Source organism: Thermoplasmata archaeon (assembly GCA_036395115.1).
Classification (GTDB): domain Archaea; phylum Thermoplasmatota; class Thermoplasmata; order RBG-16-68-12; family RBG-16-68-12; genus RBG-16-68-12.
In genome coordinates, this window is record DASWDU010000046.1 from 1 (window position 1) to 17,175 (window position 17,175).

At 65.5% G+C, this 17,175-nt stretch carries 12 protein-coding genes and 1 other RNA gene; 8 read left to right on the forward strand and 5 right to left on the reverse strand.

The features are described 5' to 3' along the window. Positions 1-221 precede the first annotated feature (221 nt). Positions 222-755 (reverse strand): CBS domain-containing protein, encoded by a 534-nt coding sequence (locus tag VF992_11145; protein ID HEX9341706.1) that lies wholly within the window; start codon positions 753-755, stop codon positions 222-224. Positions 756-864: 109 nt separating this feature from the next. Between VF992_11145 and VF992_11150 the strand changes: the two genes are divergently transcribed. Together VF992_11150 and pyrC are read left to right on the forward strand one after the other, a co-directional pair. Next, on the forward strand, positions 865-1,482 hold the full coding sequence (locus VF992_11150; protein HEX9341707.1) for a TIGR00296 family protein: 618 nt from the start codon (positions 865-867) through the stop codon (positions 1,480-1,482). Further along, positions 1,469-2,719, forward strand: a complete 1,251-nt coding sequence (pyrC, locus tag VF992_11155; GenBank protein ID HEX9341708.1) for a dihydroorotase — start codon at positions 1,469-1,471, stop codon at positions 2,717-2,719. The genes VF992_11150 and pyrC overlap by 14 nt, the downstream gene beginning before the upstream one ends. Before the next feature lie 10 nt (positions 2,720-2,729). On the opposite strand, the gene VF992_11160 is transcribed toward pyrC, so the two are convergent. Beyond that, positions 2,730-5,342, reverse strand: a complete 2,613-nt coding sequence (locus VF992_11160) for a ribosome biogenesis/translation initiation ATPase RLI (protein ID HEX9341709.1) — start codon at positions 5,340-5,342, stop codon at positions 2,730-2,732. A gap of 76 nt (positions 5,343-5,418) precedes the next feature. On the opposite strand from VF992_11160, the gene VF992_11165 reads away from it, so the two are divergent. The 3 genes from VF992_11165 to VF992_11175 all read left to right on the forward strand — a co-directional run bounded on the left by VF992_11165 (position 5,419) and on the right by VF992_11175 (position 6,419). Continuing rightward, positions 5,419-5,601 (forward strand): hypothetical protein, encoded by a 183-nt coding sequence (locus tag VF992_11165; protein ID HEX9341710.1) that lies wholly within the window; start codon positions 5,419-5,421, stop codon positions 5,599-5,601. Between the two features lie 132 nt (positions 5,602-5,733). Beyond that, positions 5,734-6,108: a nascent polypeptide-associated complex protein gene (locus VF992_11170; GenBank protein ID HEX9341711.1), complete on the forward strand. Its 375-nt coding sequence runs from the start codon at positions 5,734-5,736 to the stop codon at positions 6,106-6,108. Continuing rightward, positions 6,105-6,419: a hypothetical protein gene (locus tag VF992_11175; GenBank protein HEX9341712.1), complete on the forward strand. Its 315-nt coding sequence runs from the start codon at positions 6,105-6,107 to the stop codon at positions 6,417-6,419. The genes VF992_11170 and VF992_11175 overlap by 4 nt, the downstream gene beginning before the upstream one ends. Here VF992_11175 and VF992_11180 read toward each other — a convergent pair. After that, entirely contained in the window at positions 6,345-8,879 is a 2,535-nt protein-coding gene (locus VF992_11180; GenBank protein ID HEX9341713.1) for a sialidase family protein, read from the reverse strand. The two genes, VF992_11175 and VF992_11180, sit on opposite strands and share 75 nt — an antisense overlap. A 315-nt stretch (positions 8,880-9,194) precedes the next feature. On the opposite strand from VF992_11180, the gene ffs reads away from it, so the two are divergent. Next, positions 9,195-9,507: signal recognition particle sRNA (gene ffs, locus VF992_11185), an RNA gene on the forward strand. A 7-nt stretch (positions 9,508-9,514) separates the two neighbouring features. Here the strand turns inward: ffs and VF992_11190 are convergent. Further along, positions 9,515-10,117 (reverse strand): hypothetical protein, encoded by a 603-nt coding sequence (locus tag VF992_11190; GenBank protein ID HEX9341714.1) that lies wholly within the window; start codon positions 10,115-10,117, stop codon positions 9,515-9,517. A gap of 249 nt (positions 10,118-10,366) precedes the next feature. On the opposite strand from VF992_11190, the gene VF992_11195 reads away from it, so the two are divergent. Next, complete coding sequence (locus VF992_11195; GenBank protein ID HEX9341715.1) at positions 10,367-15,451, forward strand: S8 family serine peptidase; 5,085 nt, start codon at positions 10,367-10,369, stop codon at positions 15,449-15,451. On the opposite strand, the gene VF992_11200 is transcribed toward VF992_11195, so the two are convergent. Next, positions 15,448-15,852 (reverse strand): formylmethanofuran dehydrogenase subunit E family protein, encoded by a 405-nt coding sequence (locus tag VF992_11200; protein HEX9341716.1) that lies wholly within the window; start codon positions 15,850-15,852, stop codon positions 15,448-15,450. The genes VF992_11195 and VF992_11200 overlap by 4 nt on opposite strands. Before the next feature lie 403 nt (positions 15,853-16,255). Between VF992_11200 and VF992_11205 the strand changes: the two genes are divergently transcribed. After that, the coding region (locus VF992_11205; GenBank protein ID HEX9341717.1) for a hypothetical protein at positions 16,256-17,175 on the forward strand (920 nt) is incomplete at its 3' end.

The window sequence follows — 17,175 nt, forward strand, 5'->3', positions numbered from 1 at the left end:
GCCGACCAACAGGCCAACAGGCCAACCCGGCCTCCCATGAGGAGGCCAAGGGGTGTACGGTTCCACCCCGGTGCCCTCCGCTGTGATGTGGTGAGTCCCCTCTACGACATCCCAGGGCTCCTGGGATGCGCACGGGAGGAGCGGATGCGGAGTGGAGTTCGTTGCGGTCGTGGTTGTCCAATAGATGCCATTAACCGCAAACGCGACGGAACCTGAGGAAATTATCCGCCCCTACACTCCGGGCAGACGAGCAAGTTGCGATCCCACATCAGACTCGTCGAATAGACGCCGCAGGCGTCGCAGTGCCCCTCGATCCCCTGTGCGAACTGCGACTCGAGGCCCGCCCGCGCATACTCGCGCGTGACCTCGATCAGCTGCGGCCAGATCCGGAGGATATCGTTTTCCGTGACGATGCCGACGAGCTTTCCCTCCTCGATGACGGGCAGCCGACGGATCTTGCGTTGGGACATCTGCTTCGCCGCCTCCGCGACCTCCTCGTGCGGATGGATTGCGACGATCGGAGATGTCATGATGTCCTTCACGACGACACGGCTCGGCTGCAGGTCCGACGCCGCGACCTTCGTCACGAGATCCCGTTCGGTGACGATCCCGGTGGGCTTGCCGCCCTCGAGGACGACGAGGCTGCCAATGTCCCGGTCCCGCATGATCGTCGCCGCCTCGGCGGCCGTCGCATCGGCCGGGATCGTGACGGGCACCGTCGTCATGATTTCGATGACGGGGATGCGGGCCCGCATGGCGATGGCGTCAATGCGGCCGCGGGCGATAAAAGGTTTGCTCCCTCCCGAGACGACGCGCGCAACCACGCCGACAATGTTAAGGCCCGTGCCCTGGTTGCGGAAGCGAATGGAGTACGCGGACCGGGAGGGCGAACTCGCCGTGCGCATCGCGCGCGAGGCGCTCGAGGCGTTCGTGATGCGACGCGAGAAGCGCGGTTTCGAGGTGCCTCGACGCTTCGAGGAGAAGTCCGGCGCGTTCGTGACGCTGAACACGCATCCGGGCGGCGAACTCCGCGGGTGCATCGGATACCCGCAGCCGTTCTTCACGCTCGTGAAGTCCATCGAGAAGGGCGCGGAGGGCGCCACGGAGGACCCGCGGTTCCCTCGGCTCGGGCCCGATGAGGTCGACCGCATCACGATCGAGGTCAGCATCCTGACTCCCCCCCAGCTGATCGATGTGAAGAGACCGAAGGACTTGCCGAAACACCTCACGGTCGGCGTGGACGGGCTGAGCATCGCGCAAGGCCCGTACCGGGGACTCCTCCTGCCGCAGGTCGCAATGGAGTACGCCTGGGACGCCTCGGAGTTCCTGTCGGAGGCGTGCATGAAGGCGGGCCTGCTCGCCGATGCATGGCTCGACCCGCAGACCCGGGTCTACAAGTTCCAGGCGGAGGTCTTCGGCGAGGTGGAACCGCGCGGGGCCGTCGTGCGCCGGAACCTGGGGGCGGCGCATGCGGGTCCTTAGAGGCCGCATCTTCTATCGAGGTCGCCTTGAGCCGTTGAGCCTCGGCATCGACGAGGACGGACGCATCGCGGCGATCAAGCGGGTTTTGCGTGGCGACGAGGAAATCGATCACGGGGAGGCGGTCATCCTCCCGGGCTGCGTCGATCTCCATGTCCACATGCGCGATCCGGGCCTCACGCACAAGGAGGACTTCCCGAGCGGAACGCGCTCCGCGGCGATCGGCGGCGTCACGACGGTGGCCGACATGCCGAACACCCGACCCGCCGTGACGCGGCATCGAATCCTCGAGGACAAGATCTCGGTCTTGCGGGGACGGGCTTGCGTCGACTATGCGCTCTACGCCGCGCCGCAGGAGGCAGGGGTCGTCTCATCCCTGGCCGACGCGGCCGCTTTCAAGATCTACTTGGCAGAGTCGACCGGAGGACTCCAGATAAAACCGGAAGCCGTCCCGGACGTCGTCGACGCCGCGGGACGCGAACAGAAGCTAGTCGTCGTCCACGCAGAGGATCCGTCCCTGTTGGCCAAAGACCCGGGCCGCGATCTCCGCGGTCACTCAACCGCTCGGCCGAAAGAAGCCGAGCAGAAGGCGATCTCGTCCCTTGCGCCGGTCGCCGGATCCGCGAGGGTTCACGTCGCCCATGTCACCTGCGTGGAAGCGCTGGACGCCGCCCTTCCGGGCGTGACGACCGAGGTGACCCCCCACCATCTCTTCCTCGATTGGAGGCGGCCGCTCGGGGCCCGGGGGAAGGTGAATCCGCCGCTCCGATCACCCGAGGACCGCAAAGCGCTCTGGGAAGCGTTCCGCGCAGGCCGCGGCGACATCGTCGCGAGCGACCACGCTCCGCACGCGCTCGAGGAGAAGGAAGGTCCGTTCGACGAAGCGCCCGCCGGGGTGCCCGGAGTCGGCTCGGCGTTTCCGCTCTTGATGCGTCGCACGCGCGCGGGCGACATCGAACTGCAACGGCTCGTGTCGGCGACGGCCACCCGGCCCGCGGAACTCCTCGGCGTCCGGAAAGGATCCATCGAGATCGGGAGCGACGCGGACCTCCTCGCGGTCGACCCGCGCCGGGTCGAGCGGATCACCGCAAAGCGACTCCGGGCTAGGTGCGACTGGACGCCCTTCGAGGGAATGGAGGGATGCTTCCCGCTGGCCGTCTACCTCCGAGGCGAGCCGATCGTGGAGCAGGGCGAGCCCGTCGCGGACGGGAGGGGACGCCTTCTCCCGTCATCCGCCTGATTCACGCCGCTCACGCGGCCTCTTCGATCGCGTAGTAGTATTCGCCCGCGGACTTCTGCTCGCGGTCCAGCCGGGAGTCGAGCTTGTTGATCCTCGGCCGGTTCGTGTCCGCGTCCCGCCGGAAAGTGATTCCCACCATCTTCAGGAACCGGTTCATCCCCTCGCGCATCGGGAACGGCCCCTCCCCGAGCCCGTGGCGGCCTGGATCCCCGGAGAAGACCATCAGGCTGTCCGCCACCATGTCGAGGAAGTAGACGTCGTGGTCGACGATGAGGCCCGTCCGCGCTTCTTTCTCCATGACCCGGCGGATCGTCCGGGCGGCCTCCATGCGCTGGTTCGAATCGAGGTACGCGGAGGGCTCGTCGATCAGGTAGATATCGGCGTCCCGACCCAGGCAGAGCGCGATCGCGACTCGCTGCAGCTCGCCCCCGGACAGCGTCGAGACGTCCCGCTCCGTCATTCCCTTGAGTCGTAAGGGCTGGAGGATCTCCGAGTCGAAGTATCCCGATTCCGCCTTCTTGCCGACCGTGTTCCGGAGCAGCTCCCCCACCGTGCCCTCGTAGGCGGACTCGAGGTACTGCGGCTTGTACGACACCTGCCACTTGCCCTTGACGCCCCCGGTCGTCGGAGCCTCTAGGCCGGCGAGCATCTTCACGAACGTCGTCTTGCCGGTCGCGTTCGGGCCGACGACGCCGACGACCTCCCCCTTGCGGAGGCGGCCGGGGCGGACCGTGAGCTTGAAGTCTTCGAACCGCTTCGTGAGCTCGTCGAACGTGACGAGGGTCTCCCCCTTCCAGTCGCCGCGCGGGGGCCGCGTGTCGAACCGGATCTCGCGGTCGCGGAAGCGGATGTTCTCCTCCTTCAGATAGCCGCCCAGATAGACGTTGATCGCGGTGCGGACGGGCCGCGGTTGGGCGATGATCCCGTAGGCGCCCTCCTCCCCGTACATCAGGAAGACGGTGTCGGCGAGAAAGTCGAGGACCGCGAGGTCGTGCTCCACGACGACGACGTACTTCTCCTTCGACAAGGACTGGATGACCTTCGCGACGTGGAGCCGCTGGTAGATGTCGAGGTAGGACGAGGGCTCGTCGAAGAAGTAGATGTCCGCGTCCTTGAGCATCGTCGCGGCGATCGCCATCCGCTGCAGCTCCCCGCCGGACAGTTGCGATATGTCTCGATCGAGGAACGAGTCCAGTTCGAGGGAGGCGGAGAGCTCGGGGAGCCGCCCGCGACGATCGATCTTGGTCAGGAGGTCTCGCACGCGGCCGCTGTAGACCTTGCTCAACTTGTCCACATATTGCGGCTTGATCGCCGTCGTGAGTCGCGTGTTCGCAATCTTCTCGAGGTAGTCGTGGAGCTCTGTGCCGGCGAAGTAGTCCAGGACTTCCTCCCAGTACGCTTTCTTGCGTCGATAGTGACCCAGGTTCGGGGCGAGTTCCCCGCTGAGCAGGCCGACGCACGTCGTCTTCCCGATTCCGTTCGGCCCAAGGAGCCCGATGACCTCGCCCTTCTTCGGGACCGGGAGTCGGAATAGCCGGAACGCGTTTTTTCCATACTGGTGGACCAAATCCTCTTTTAGGGCTTCCGGTAGCCCGATGATTCGAATGGCGTCAAACGGACATTTGCGGACACAGTTATGCGCGGCCACTCCTGCAGCCGTATATGTCTGATCCTCTTCCACTTCCAGGTTGAAAACCTGCAAGTCGCTGACGTCCAAGGTTTGGATATTTCGGATAGGGGCGTAGGCAAATTCGTGGTCCAATGCATAGTGGCTCGCCCATCGGTTTCGATTGTCGCGGACCTGAACCCCCAGAAGCCGCGCCATCTTTTCAGAAAATTCGGCGGTGACAAGAACGTGATAGGTGCGACGCTTACCAACAGGCGAGAACGAGGTTACGCTCGCGGCGATTCCCAAACTCACGAGGAGTTCCTGGGTTTGATACGCCAAGTGAGCGGATGTGGTGACGAGGCCGAAGTAGGCGCCATGGAAGCCGCGATGTCCATCGCCACGCCAGAAGCCGCGAATAAGTTCTGCCTTTACGTCAGGAGGTGCCGTCATGAAAACCGGTGGAATCCGTTTCTGATCACATCCTCTCCCGAGAGAACCCAAGACTCGGGCTAGGACTGCCGAGTCAAACCGCACCCCGCGTCCGCGGCCGGTGTTCTGGGTTTCGTGTCCTCGATAGCCGAAGATTCGGTGGACGAGTCGTCGAACATCGTTCCGATAGTTCTGTTCTTTCTCGTGGAACGAGAACGCGACGCTGCTTCGACTGACTGAACCTTCCGCGAGATAGTACCCCACGATCCTGCCTAGTTCGGCCGTCAGCGGGAGAGAAATCAACTGCTCGGACCACTGAGGATGGTTACTGCGTCCTAAGATCATTGGAATGGCTACGTCCCAAGACCCCGACATCTCTGCAGTGGTTACCCTCGGCTTGACAAGGTAATCGCCCGTCTTCAGCTCGGATGGACGAACCCACCTAAGGATGCCACGGCCCTTCTCAAGCCGTCGCCCGCCTTTGATGGGTCTCCGCTGCACGGCGAGGACTGGGTGTTCCTCAGTGACCTCGAGGGGATCGGGCTGACCTGTGATCCGAATGCGGTATAATCGGCCCGTGTACATCCGAGTGTGCAGCGCGGTCACGGGTCGATACCGTCCGCGATGCGTGAGGACCCGATCCCCGAGGGCGACACCTTCGATGGGGGTCACACCGGAATCGGTCGAGATGGGAATCCCCGCTGGTAGGCAGATGCCGCAGGAGATGCAGGTCTCCTCGCTGATCGCGGCCTTCGTGGTCTCTGGATCGATCCAGATGACCTCGGTTCCAGTCCGTTGCGGCGGGCAGAACGCGATGCACTCGAGATGGCAGCGCTTGGGCTGACACCGATCCTTGAAGACGACGGCGACGCGCACTGCGAATTCGATGGACCCTGAGCTATTTAAACATACGATGGAGAGGTCGAATTCCCAGAACCTTTATCCGACTCGTGACCATCCATTCAGCTGTGATTCGATGATCCCGGGCGGACGCGTGAACCCGCGGCAGATGCGCCAGGCGATGAAGCGGATGGGCATCGAGCAAGAAGAACTCGATGGCGTCGAGGAGGTCATCATCCGCACCGCCTCGAAGGAATATGTGATCCGGGACGCGAACGTGACCGCGATGACCGCGCAGGGTCAGAAGATCTGGACCGTCGTGGGCGAGCCAATCGTGCGGGACCGGGCCGATGCGAAGAAGTCCGTGGAAGGCGCAGCCGTCTCGATCCCCGAAGAGGACGTGCAGCTCGTCGCGGAGAAGGCCGGCGTCTCCGAGGAGGAGGCCCGGAAGGCCCTCGAGGAATGCGGCGGCGAGCCCGCCGAAGCGATCATCCGCTTGATGAGCCGATGAACATCGAGCGGGTCCGGACGATACTCGGCGTCTGGGCCCCGATGGCGATTGGCGTTTTCATCATCGCGACGTCGATCAACTTCTACGTCACCGCGCGACTCAGCGCCGATCTCGAATCGTGGAGGCTCGTGTGTTCCGCGGGTGCTTTCTTCGTCGGCGGAGTTCTGCTCCTGTCGACGTACGGCCGGTACAAGAAGACGAAAGAAGCGCGGCGGGAGGCCGCCCTCCCGAGGAATTCAGTCCCGTCGCCGACGACGACGCCACGCGAGGAGACCGACGACGGCCGCGAGAACGACAACCGAGACCGCTAAACCGATGACGGTCGCCGACGACGAGAGGGTTCCGAGGCCTCCAGCAGGTTCCCACGTCGCTCGAACCGTCATGGGCCCCACCAGTTCGATCGTAATCGATGGTTCCGCGGATGTGACGCTCCCGGTCCAGCCCGCGAACCGATAGGTGGAACCGGATTCCGTCCTCTCGACCGGCGCGCTGAGGTGAACGGTCTCTCCCGCGGGATACCACCCGGTCCCCTCAACGGTCCCAACGTCCGAGTCGACTTGGACGTGGTACTCCGTCCGCCATGCGGCGGTTGCGCTCTTGGGTCCGTCCATCAGGATGCCGTCCGACACCGCCCCAGCGCCGCCTGCATCCCCCGTCCAACCGACGAACGCGTGCCGGACGCCCGTCGCCCCGGGAACCGAGGTGCTGCTCAGACTCGCGAACGCGATCGTGCCCTCGTCGTACCAGCCGCCACCGCTTGCCTCTCCGAAGGGGCTCGTGACCGTCAGGTAAAACTCGGTGCGGAACCTCGCCTCCAAGCTCATCGCGCCTGAAAACAGAATCGAGTGGGCGAAGGAGCCGCCGTCGCTCCATTCCACAAACGTGTAACGGGCCCCGGGGGCCGATTGTGACGGGGGAACGAATACGAAGTGGCTCGACCCCGGCTCCAACCAGAGCGTCTGCGACGAATTGTACTCGACATCGTCGAGGAAGAAGCCAAGCCCCTCCGGCGAGGTGGCGATGTGGAGGGTCGCCTCGGCGACGAACGTCGCCGTCAGGGAGAGGGGAGCCGTCGGAGCGACGGAGTGGGCTCTCGCCATCCCGTCGCTCCACGAACGCCATTCGTACCGGGCCTCTGGCGTGTCGTCCGGCTGCGGAGGGGCCTCCAGCCAGTGGAGCACGCCGTCGTCCCACCAGAACGTCGTCCGAGCGACGATCGACACGTTGTCGGCCAAAACCGTCCGGCCCGACGGGAACGTGCCGACGGAGACCTGATGCTGCTTCACGAAGCGAGCGGTCAGGACCCGGTCCGCATCGGCGATCACGTCGTGGGTCATCGCTCCACCGTCGCTCCATGAGAGCCACATGTAGCGGGACCCTGGACCGATCGGGATCGGGGAGGAGACCGAGAGGGAATGGGTCGAGTTGATCGTCCAATTGAAGGTCTCGGGGCTCGCCGCCGTCACGCCATCGACGGTGACGGGCAATCCCGCCGGATCCGTGTCCACGGTCACGGTCGCAACGGGGAACCCGGGACTTCGAGCGTAGTAGATGTCGAAGTCGTCGCCGCGGCCATCCGTCCAAATCACGTAGATGTAATCGTTCGGCCCGGCCTCGATCGCGAAGTAGTCCCCCGGTCGGTTGTAGGACCCCGGGGTGTCCGCCGAGCTGACGCGGAGGTTCGCGGCCCACGTCGCGCCGCCGTCCGTGGAGTTCGAGTAGTAGATGTTCCACGCGCCGCTCCGCTGGTCCTCCCACGCCGCGTGGACGGTGCCGTGGCTGTCGATCGCGAGATCGACCATGTACTGCGTCGTGGACCCGCTGGCATCGTTGATCCGTTTGTTCGCGGACCAGGTCAGGCCGCCGTCCGTCGATCCGGACATGTAGATGTCCAGGTTCCCGTTGCGCATGTCCGGCCACGCGACGTAGATCGCGCCAGAGTTCTGGTCCACGTTCATCGCGGGAATCGAGAGCTGCCAGCCTCCGCCGGACGCGGACCCGTCGCGATCGTTGACTCGCTTGTCCGTGTGCCAGGTCGTCCCGCGATCCGAGGACCAGTCGAAGTAGATGTTGCTCTGGCTGAAGTCCCACCAGACAACGTACACGGTCCCGTTCGCCGCCGTCTCGATCACCGTGCCGAGGACGTTCGAGCTCGCCGAGTCCTGCGGATTGACGAAAGGCTTCTTCCACGTCGCGCCGCCGTTGTCGGACCATGTCACCGCGAGGACGTTGCCTTCGTCCCAGATCGCATAGATCCGGTTGCTCGGATCGACCCACATCGCGTCCTTGTCGACGAGGCCTCCGTTCCCCACGACGGTGTGCACGGTCCCCCAGTCAGTCCCTGTGGTCGTGTTCTGGACGTTGAAGTAGGAGCCGCAATCGTACTCCAGGTACGCGTAATGGACGCGGTCGTCCGGCCCGAGCGCCATCCAGGGATCCGAGTTGTGGCACCCCCGGTTCGGATGGGACTGGTTCTGGAGGATGTTCGGGGCCCACGTCTGGCCCTGGTCCGTCGAGTACGACGAACCGACCCGGAGTCCCGCCGCCTCCGGTCCGTCCGTCTCCTTCCACCCGGCGAAGATCGTCCCGGAACGGTTGATCGCCATCGTCGGCTCGACTTGCCAGGCGAACGGCGACGACCCGTCGGTGATGCGGATGTTCGGCAAGAACGGCACGACGGACGCCGGGTGCGCATTGGGACGGACCGCCGGGACCGCCGAATCCGTACCCGCGCGAGCGGTCGCCTGCGGGACCATCAGCGCCGATGCCACGACTAGTACAATCAACGCGAACGAAAACCCTTTCAACGCGATCCCCGCCCCAGCGAGGATTGGGACCTGACCCCTTAACCGTTTTGCTAAGCTGTGGAGCGGGACCCCACCGCGATCGGAACCGCGGACAGCTGCGTCGCACGCGACGAGGATGGGACGATGAACGAGGACAAAGGGACTAGCCCAACTAGACCGAAGACGAGAAACTTCGGACTCTCCTCCCCCGATGAAGGATGACCTCGTGACGAGACAATCGTTTTTGATGCAGAACCGCCACCCGCGAAGGATTATATAGGCTGCGTCGGTTGAGAACGCCGCTAGGCTTGACCGGCGGGTCGGGCGTCCGCTTATAGACCCAAATCGTCCTCATGGGGCGGTGACAGTCGGGGGCGGTGCTCCCAGTCTGGCGCTGGTCCGGATGCCAACGTTGAGGTTCTGTCCCGCGGGGCTGGAGGCGGCAGGGAACGCAGCTGGAGAGCGGTGGTCTCTGTCCCGACCGTGGGGAACGGGTCAGGCACGGAAGTGAGCAGCCTAACCGCGGACTACCAACGCTCGCGGGAGTGCGGGACCGAGGAGGCATTCGGGTCACCCGGCGTCGGAGCTGAGCATCCACCTCGACGGCCTAGCTCCCTCGCTCAACGCTCCGTCAACTTCATCTGCTTCGTTTCGAGGACCAGCCCACCGAGGCCGAATCGATCGATGATGAGTTCTCGAAGGATCTCGTCGCGGAACTCGTTGCGGCGCTCCGAGACCGTGTAGGCGGGCTCGTTCGTCGGGAGCTGCAAGCCGACCTTGATGAGACCGCGTCGCGCCTCGTCCCGCTCTTCGCGTGGGGCCGCCGGCGCATCGATTGCGCCGGCGAAGCCGCACTCCCGCAACTCCCGGAGGAAGATGGGACGTCGGAACAGCTTCTGGAGGACGCCGATCGCGAGTCGCACCTGTTCCGTCTCCTCGCGCGCGGAATCCCGGCACCGGGAACCGACGGCCTCGTAGAGGTTCGCCGCTCGATGGGCCGATGTCGTGTAGACCTTCGCGGGCGGGATCTCTTTCTCCCGGAGCACGCCGAGGTCGCTCAGCGCCTTCAGATATCCCGTTACGAAGAGTCGATGGAAGGCGTAGCCGTCCTGTCTGAGCTGTTTCGTCAGGGAGCTAATCGACCGCTCCCGCTCCCGGATGTACGAGACGACGAGGTCCTTGAGATTCCTCTCTGGAACGAACATCGGCTCCCCGCCCTTCAACGTGGTAACAAACCGGATAACAAATAAACGTTTCCAGCCGAAATGTTGCTCACAGACCGAGTGCAAAAATCATCTTATCGAGGACGTGCACTGCGCCACCCCACTCCCTCTTACTCCCCCTTTCTTTTTTCGTCTGTGTCCGCATCGCGTCGGAGCTTGTTGTGGGCCGTCCGAACTCGACTCGTCGCCCGATGAAGACGATGCGTCAAGGCCCGCCGAGAATTGGGCCAAAAGCCTAATGTGCGGCACGTGGCATCCCAGCGAATCGGAGCGGAACCCCCCGCCCCCAACGCGAGCCAGGAGGCAGCGCTTACGGTCCTTCGTCGCTTCCGTCTCCTCGTCACGGTTGCGCTCGCCCTCGTCGTCATGATCGAAATTCCGTGGACGAGTCCACGGGGTCCCATTCCAACGGCCCCGCCGACGGGCCCTCTCCTCACGTTCCGCACGGACGCGACTGCTGCTCAAATCGGCGACGCGGGGGCGCAGCTCCTCGAATCGTACGGTGCCTACCGCGTCGCGCGCGGGCCGGCGATGAGCCTGAACGAACTCGCCTTCCGAGGTCGGCACGCAGAGCAGTTGGCTCGTGCGTCCGTCCTCGAGCTGGTCAACGGACCGGTCGATGTCAAGGCCCTCGTCTCCCGTCGGCCCGTGTGGACCTTGGACGCGACCGGCCATGCGATCGGGGTCGTCCACTTCCATGCGCCGATCAAGGCGGAGTGGGGACCTCTCCTGGAAGGGAGCGGGGCGACCGTCCTCCGATACCTCCCGCAAGACGCGTTCGTGGTGCGCGGTTCGCCGCACGATCTGGAGGCGTTGTCGTCCCTCCCGTTCGTCGACTGGGTCGGTCCGTTCGATCCATCGTGGAAGATGCGGGCCGACATGCCGACCACGGGGTCCGTGGACGTCCGGATCGTCGTGTTCCCCGGCGAAGCGCCCGAGGGAATCGAGGCGTGGCTCGCCCACCATGGCGTGCCCGGCGGCGACGGCGGCGTGCTGGGTTCGTTCGGCAGCAGCGACTTCCGCTGGGTGCGCGCGGAAATCACCGCCGGCCTCTTGCGATCGCTCGCCGACCTCCCCACCGTCGAATTCATCGACGTCGTCGAGAGGGTGCACGCGCTCAACGCGCAGACGGATTGGGTCATCCAGACGAATCACACGTTCTCGAACGGGACCGGGGACTATCGGTACTGGTGGTACGGGCTCGATGCGCGCGGCCAGGTGATCGGGATGGCGGACACGGGCCTCGACTACGACGGCGCGTCGTTCCGTCACTCGACGGCGGCGATCACGATCGGCGACATCTACAATACGACGGACATGAGCCGCCGCAAGGTCGTCCGCTACCTGAACATGGGCGTCCTGACCGAACAGATCACGTGGCCCGGTGGGGGCGGCCCCTGGGATCCTTGGTCGATCAAGGACTGCGATCACGGCCACGGAACCGGCGTCGCCTCGACGCTCGCGGGGAACGACAACGGCCTGGGCTCGTCTCCGAACGACGGGGACGCGCTGCAGGGGAAGATCTACCTCGAAGACGTCGGCGGATTCCAAGGCCTCGCGGTCTGTCCGAACGAGGGCCTCATCTACCTCCCGGAGAACTACGAAAATCTGTTCGGGCCTCCGGGCCTTGTCTATAACGACCCCGCCGCTCCGGTCCGAGTGCACAGCAACAGCTGGGGCGCGGACACGAACGTGTACGACGTGCAGGCGCGGATGGTCGATGCGTTCGTCTGGGCGCACCCCGACATGACGATCCTGTTCGCGGCGGGCAACTGCGTCACGGCGTGCGGTCCCGGCAGCGTAGGAACGCCGGCGACGGCAAAGGACATCGTCTCAGTCGGCGGGGCGTGGAATCCCGACACGGGCGGAGGTCTCGATCAAAACGACCTCGCCCCGCAAAGCGCTCGCGGGCCGGCTTCCGACGGACGGATTGAGCCGACCATCGTGACGATCTTCGACGGCGACTCGGCGATGTCCGACGGCGACCCGCTGAGCGGGACGGGACTCGCGGACGCTCATTGGGCGGGGACGAGCTATGCGACGCCGGCGGCGTCCGCCGCGGCGGCGATCATCCGCCAATACTTCGTCGACGGCTGGTACCCCGCGGCGCGGCCCGTGCCCGCGAACGTGATGAACCCGAGCGCGGCGCTCGTCCGCGCCATGCTGATCGCCTCGGGCGCTCAGGTCACGGGCAGCGGGACCGTCGCGCGGTCGTCGGCGGACACGTGGCCGAACAACGAGCAAGGGTTCGGACGCGTCCTCCTTTCGAACGTCCTGCCGATCGCCGCGGCGGGCGACACGTTCCGGACGCAGGTCGTCGACGGGACGGACGGCCTCCTCACGGGCGACGAGGGGGCGTACACCTTCCATGTCGCCGTCCCGGGGCGCATCAAGTTCGTCCTCGCATGGAACGACTACCCGGGCACCCTCGGGGCCGCGAAGACCCTCATCAACGACCTCGACCTCTTGGTGACGGCGCCCGATGGCACCGTCTACCGCGGTAACAACTTCGCGCCGTTCGCGCAGGGGCAGTCCCTCGCCGGCGGCACGTTCGACACGACGAACGTGGAGGAGGCCGTGATCCTGAAGAACGCGATCGCGGGCGACTGGAAGGTGCGGGTCATCGGCTCCAACGTCCCGGTCGGGCCGCAGCCGTTCGCCCTCGTCGCGTCGGGGAGCCTCGACCCCTCGTACGGCCGCGTCACCTTGGATCGGGTCGCGTACTCGGAGGCGGACACGATCCGGATCGCGGTCGACGACCCGGCTGCGTCTTCGGCGGTGGTGCACATCACCTCGGGCATCGAGCCCGCGGGGGAGAACGTGTCCCTCACGCGCGCCGTCCCCGATGAGCTCTGGCGCGGAACGATCGGCACCGCCTTTGGTACGGCGGCCCCCGACGGCGTCCTCCAAGTCCGGGAGGGAGACACGATCACGGCAGCGTACCAGGATTCGTCCCCTCCGCATACGAGCACGGCCCTTGCACACGTCCTCGCGAGCGGCCCCACGATCCACGACGTCCGGGCGACGGACATCGGAACATTCTCGGCGAGCCTGCGCTGGGCAACGGACGTGCCTGCGAGCGGGGAAGTCCGGTACGGGACGAGCCCCGACTCGCTGAACCTGAACGCGAGGGCGCCCAGCCTTCTTCTGGACCACGCGATCACGCTCTCGTCCCTCAGTCCGGACACCGTGTACTATTTCGCCATCGAATCCCGGACCCGCCTCGGCAACGCGACGACGGACTCGAACGGCGGCCTTGCCTATGCGTTCCGCACGGCTCCGCTCGGCGACGTGCTCCTCGTGATCGGGGGCGATTCGTTCCCTCCGGAGCGGGAGGCTTCGTACGCGGCGGCCCTGAACGACAACGCGTGGACGTGGTCCCTCTGGCGCGTCGCGGACCTCGGCCTGCCGCCGCTCGCCCTCCTGCAATCGCGTCGCGCCGTGATCTGGCAGGTCGGCCTCGAACAGTACCCGCCCTTCAACGCATCGTCCCGATCCCTCGTGAAGGCGTATCTCGACGGAGGTGGACGCCTCCTCGTTTCGTCCCACGACTCCGCGTGGGCGCTCGCGAGCCCCGACTCGACGTTCTCGACCCCCGAGACCGTCGCGTGGGTCGGGGGTGTCCTCAAGGCGACGTTCGACTGCGATCCCCTGTCGATCGGGGCTGTGAAAGGCGTGAACGGCGATCCGATCAGCGGCGCCTATGGCGCGGGCGTCCCGTACACCCCGCACCGAGATGGCGGGGCGGACGACCAGTTCGCTCCCGTCGCGGCAGGAGGAACCGCGACGACGGTGTGGACCGACAGTCAGGTGGTGAGTCCGTCGCCGCCCGCGCCGCAGTGTCAGCAGAACCGACCCGATGCGCTTCGGTGGGTCTCTTCGTCCGCCAACGTGACCTCGGGCGTCGGGGTCTGGAGCGGGACCCCGTCCCGTTTGGTCTACTTCGCCTTCGAGCTCACCAGCGTCGATTCGACGCTCACGAACCTGAATCTGGGGAGCACGACCCGCGCCGCGATCCTCGACGCGTCCTTGCGGTGGCTCGTCAGCGCGTCCGCCACGACGCTGGACCGCGATCACCCGGACGTCGCGATCACCTCGCCGCCGGGCGGCGTCTTCTCCGGCTCCTCGATCGCGGTCGCCTGGAGCGCCACGGCCTATGGATCCGGGGTCGGCATCGCGGGCTTCACGCTCGAGTCGAGCGCGGACGGCGGCCAGACATGGACGACGATTGCAACGCCGCTTCCGGGCGACCGCTCCTTCACGTGGGACATCCGAGCGGTCCCGAACGGCGACCGCTATCTCCTCCGGATCCGGGCGCAGGACGACGGGACGCCCTCCCTCTCCGCTGCGGATTCGACCGATACGACGTTCGCGATCGAGCGACCCGGCGGGGATGCGGATGGCCCGATCCTCTGGGCGGGGAGCGTGCGGGTGGACCCGAGGCCGCCGGGCGCAGGATTCCTAACGACGTTCACGGCGACGGCGGACGACCGCGCCAGAGGGGGCAGCGGAATTGCCGCGGCCGAGTTGTTCTTGCAGACACCAGCGCCCATTCCCACGGATTCGGGAACGGGTCTCGCAATGATTGCCGTCGATGGAGCCTTCGACTCTTCCGTGGAGAATGTCTCGTGGCAAGGCGACCTCGCGGTCGGAGTCGGCAGCACGTGCGCATGGATTGATGCACTGGACACGTCCGGGAACTGGGGTCCGTTCATGTCCACGTGCTTCCCCGTCATCTTCGCAACGGACCAGCCCCCGATCGTTTCGATCCAATCTCCGATGGAAGGCCAGACCTTCGCGGCGGCCTCGATCATCACCTTCGCGTGGACGATGTCCGACGACTTGGTCCCGGCGGCCCAGTTGCCCGTCTGGGCGAACGTCACAATCGCGAACGCGACAACCCCGCTCGTCACAGGCGCGGCCGGGGTGACTTCGGTTACCTGGACGGCACCTGACATCGAGGTGGCCCAGGCCGTGTTCCATCTGGACGTCGTCGATCCGTCGGGCTTGCGGGGCTCCTTGGAACGAACGTTCAGCTTGACGCGGCAGTCCGCGCCGCCACCGCAGGCACCCTCGTCCCTCGCCATCGGCATCGCCGCCATCATCGTCCTCGTCCTGGTTGCTTTCCTCATCCTTGGAATGCTACTCGCTCGAAAGAAAGAAAACCAACCGCGGGTCGCCCCGGCGCCACCGCCCGCGCCCCCGATCGGTCTGCCGGGGATCGCCCCCGCGACGAAAATGTGCCCGCGATGCGGCACGACCGTCAACGCGATCGACGTGACGTGCTTCTACTGCGGGTACGCATTCCAGCAACCGCCGGGCGGTCCGACTTAGCCCTCTCCGATTTCGAATACGTCGGATTCCGGGATCTCGAAGTAGAAGAGCGACTGCTCGATCTCCTTCTCCTTCGACATCTCCCGGTCGATGCGCGCGCGCCATCCCGCCTTCAACGCAATCCGCAGGCGTTTGCCGTCCTTCTCGAACGTCACCTCTGGCTCGCGCGCCGGCTCGAGGGAGATGTTCCCTTTCCCGAAGGTGCAGCCGCTGGAGAACTGGATTCCGTCGAGGACGCACCGCATCGGCGGCTCGGGCTCGCTCCGGACGGTCGCCGTGAGCCCCTTGTAGTGACCGAACCGCCGCTTCCCGATCGCGCCCATGCGGAGGCCCAGGGTCACATAGACGCCGAGGTGTCCGTGGAACCGCTGGAGCGCGGCGAGTTCCTCCGGGAGCTCCATTCATCCAGGGAAATGCGTCGCTCGGAATGAAGCTTCGCGCGGGCTCGGCACTTTCGCACACCCCTCCCGGGACCCCTTTAATGGGCCGAGGTCGTATGACTCGGATGGGTGAGGAGTCTGCGCCCCCCGAGAGCCGAGTCCTCGGATTCGCTCCGGCCGCAAGGGGTTCAGCTCCGAGTCGAATGTCCGGAATGTGGAGCGGCCCTCGAGCGCGCCGACGGCTGCGTTCGTTGCCGCTCGTGCGGTTACTCGCCGTGCGGATGACGCGCTCTGTCGCAGCGTCCGAACTCCAGTGGAAACGGCCGGACCTAGAATCACGCGTGATGCGGGCGACAGTGGAAGGGAGACTCGAAACGATATGACCGTCCCCGATGCTGCGCCGCCTCCGAGCCGGGGGAGAGGCGTGCTCGTCGAGTTTCCGCAAGACGAACTGATCGCCAAGTGGGAGGAGTTCTTCGAAGAGATGGGGTACCTCTCCAGGATCATCTCCGTTGCCGACCGCTATCCGGAGGAGCGGAGCCTGGCGGTCGCGTTCGACGAGATGAACCGCTTCGACACGGACATGGCGATCTACCTGTTGCGGCACCCGTTGAACGTCCTCGCGGCGGGCGAGGAGGCGATCCGTCGCCTCGTGCCGCCGGGAGAGGAAGCGGCCTTCATCCATCTCCGGGTTCGAGCCCTTCCGCGCGATCGCCGAATCCCGATTCGGGACCTCCGCGCGAAGCACCTCGGACAGTACATCGCCGTCGAGGGACTGGTCCGCAAGTCCACGGAAGTCCGTCCGCGCGTCACGGATGCGCTGTTCCAGTGCCTCCGGTGCGGCACGATCATCAAGGAGCCCCAGGATGGACAGAACTTCCGCGAACCGCTCGAGTGCTACGAGGAACAGGGCGGTTGCAAACGATCGGCGAGCGCGACGAAGTTCAAACTCCTCACGGAGACGTCCCTGTATCTCGACACGCAGAAGCTCGAGATTCAGGAATCGCCGGAAGGCCTCCGGGGAGGGCAGGAGCCGCAACGGCTCACGCTGTACGTCGAGGACGATCTCACCGGCCGTATCACCCCAGGGGAGCGCATCGTGATGAGCGGGATCCTGCGGAGCGTCCAGAAGGGACGACCGGGATCGAAGTCGACTCTCTTCGACATCTTCATGGACGTCAACTCCGTCGAGAAGGAGCAAGTCGAATTCGAAGAGATCGAGGTGACGGAAGAGGACGCACGACTCATCCGCGAGGCGGGGTCGAGTCCCGACATCCTTCGGATGATTACCGCCTCGATTGCTCCGTCCATGTATGGGATGCACGTGGAGAAAGAGGCCCTCGC

Bases quoted from the DNA above. Each gene is read 5' to 3' on its own strand.
- VF992_11145 (HEX9341706.1), bottom strand. From the start codon at position 755: ATGCGGGCCCGCATCCCCGTCATCGAAATCATGACGACGGTGCCCGTC.
- VF992_11150 (HEX9341707.1), top strand. From the start codon at position 865: ATGGAGTACGCGGACCGGGAGGGCGAACTCGCCGTGCGCATCGCGCGC.
- pyrC (HEX9341708.1), top strand. From the start codon at position 1,469: ATGCGGGTCCTTAGAGGCCGCATCTTCTATCGAGGTCGCCTTGAGCCG.
- VF992_11160 (HEX9341709.1), bottom strand. From the start codon at position 5,342: ATGTACACGGGCCGATTATACCGCATTCGGATCACAGGTCAGCCCGAT.
- VF992_11165 (HEX9341710.1), top strand. From the start codon at position 5,419: ATGGGGGTCACACCGGAATCGGTCGAGATGGGAATCCCCGCTGGTAGG.
- VF992_11170 (HEX9341711.1), top strand. From the start codon at position 5,734: ATGATCCCGGGCGGACGCGTGAACCCGCGGCAGATGCGCCAGGCGATG.
- VF992_11175 (HEX9341712.1), top strand. From the start codon at position 6,105: ATGAACATCGAGCGGGTCCGGACGATACTCGGCGTCTGGGCCCCGATG.
- VF992_11200 (HEX9341716.1), bottom strand. From the start codon at position 15,852: ATGGAGCTCCCGGAGGAACTCGCCGCGCTCCAGCGGTTCCACGGACAC.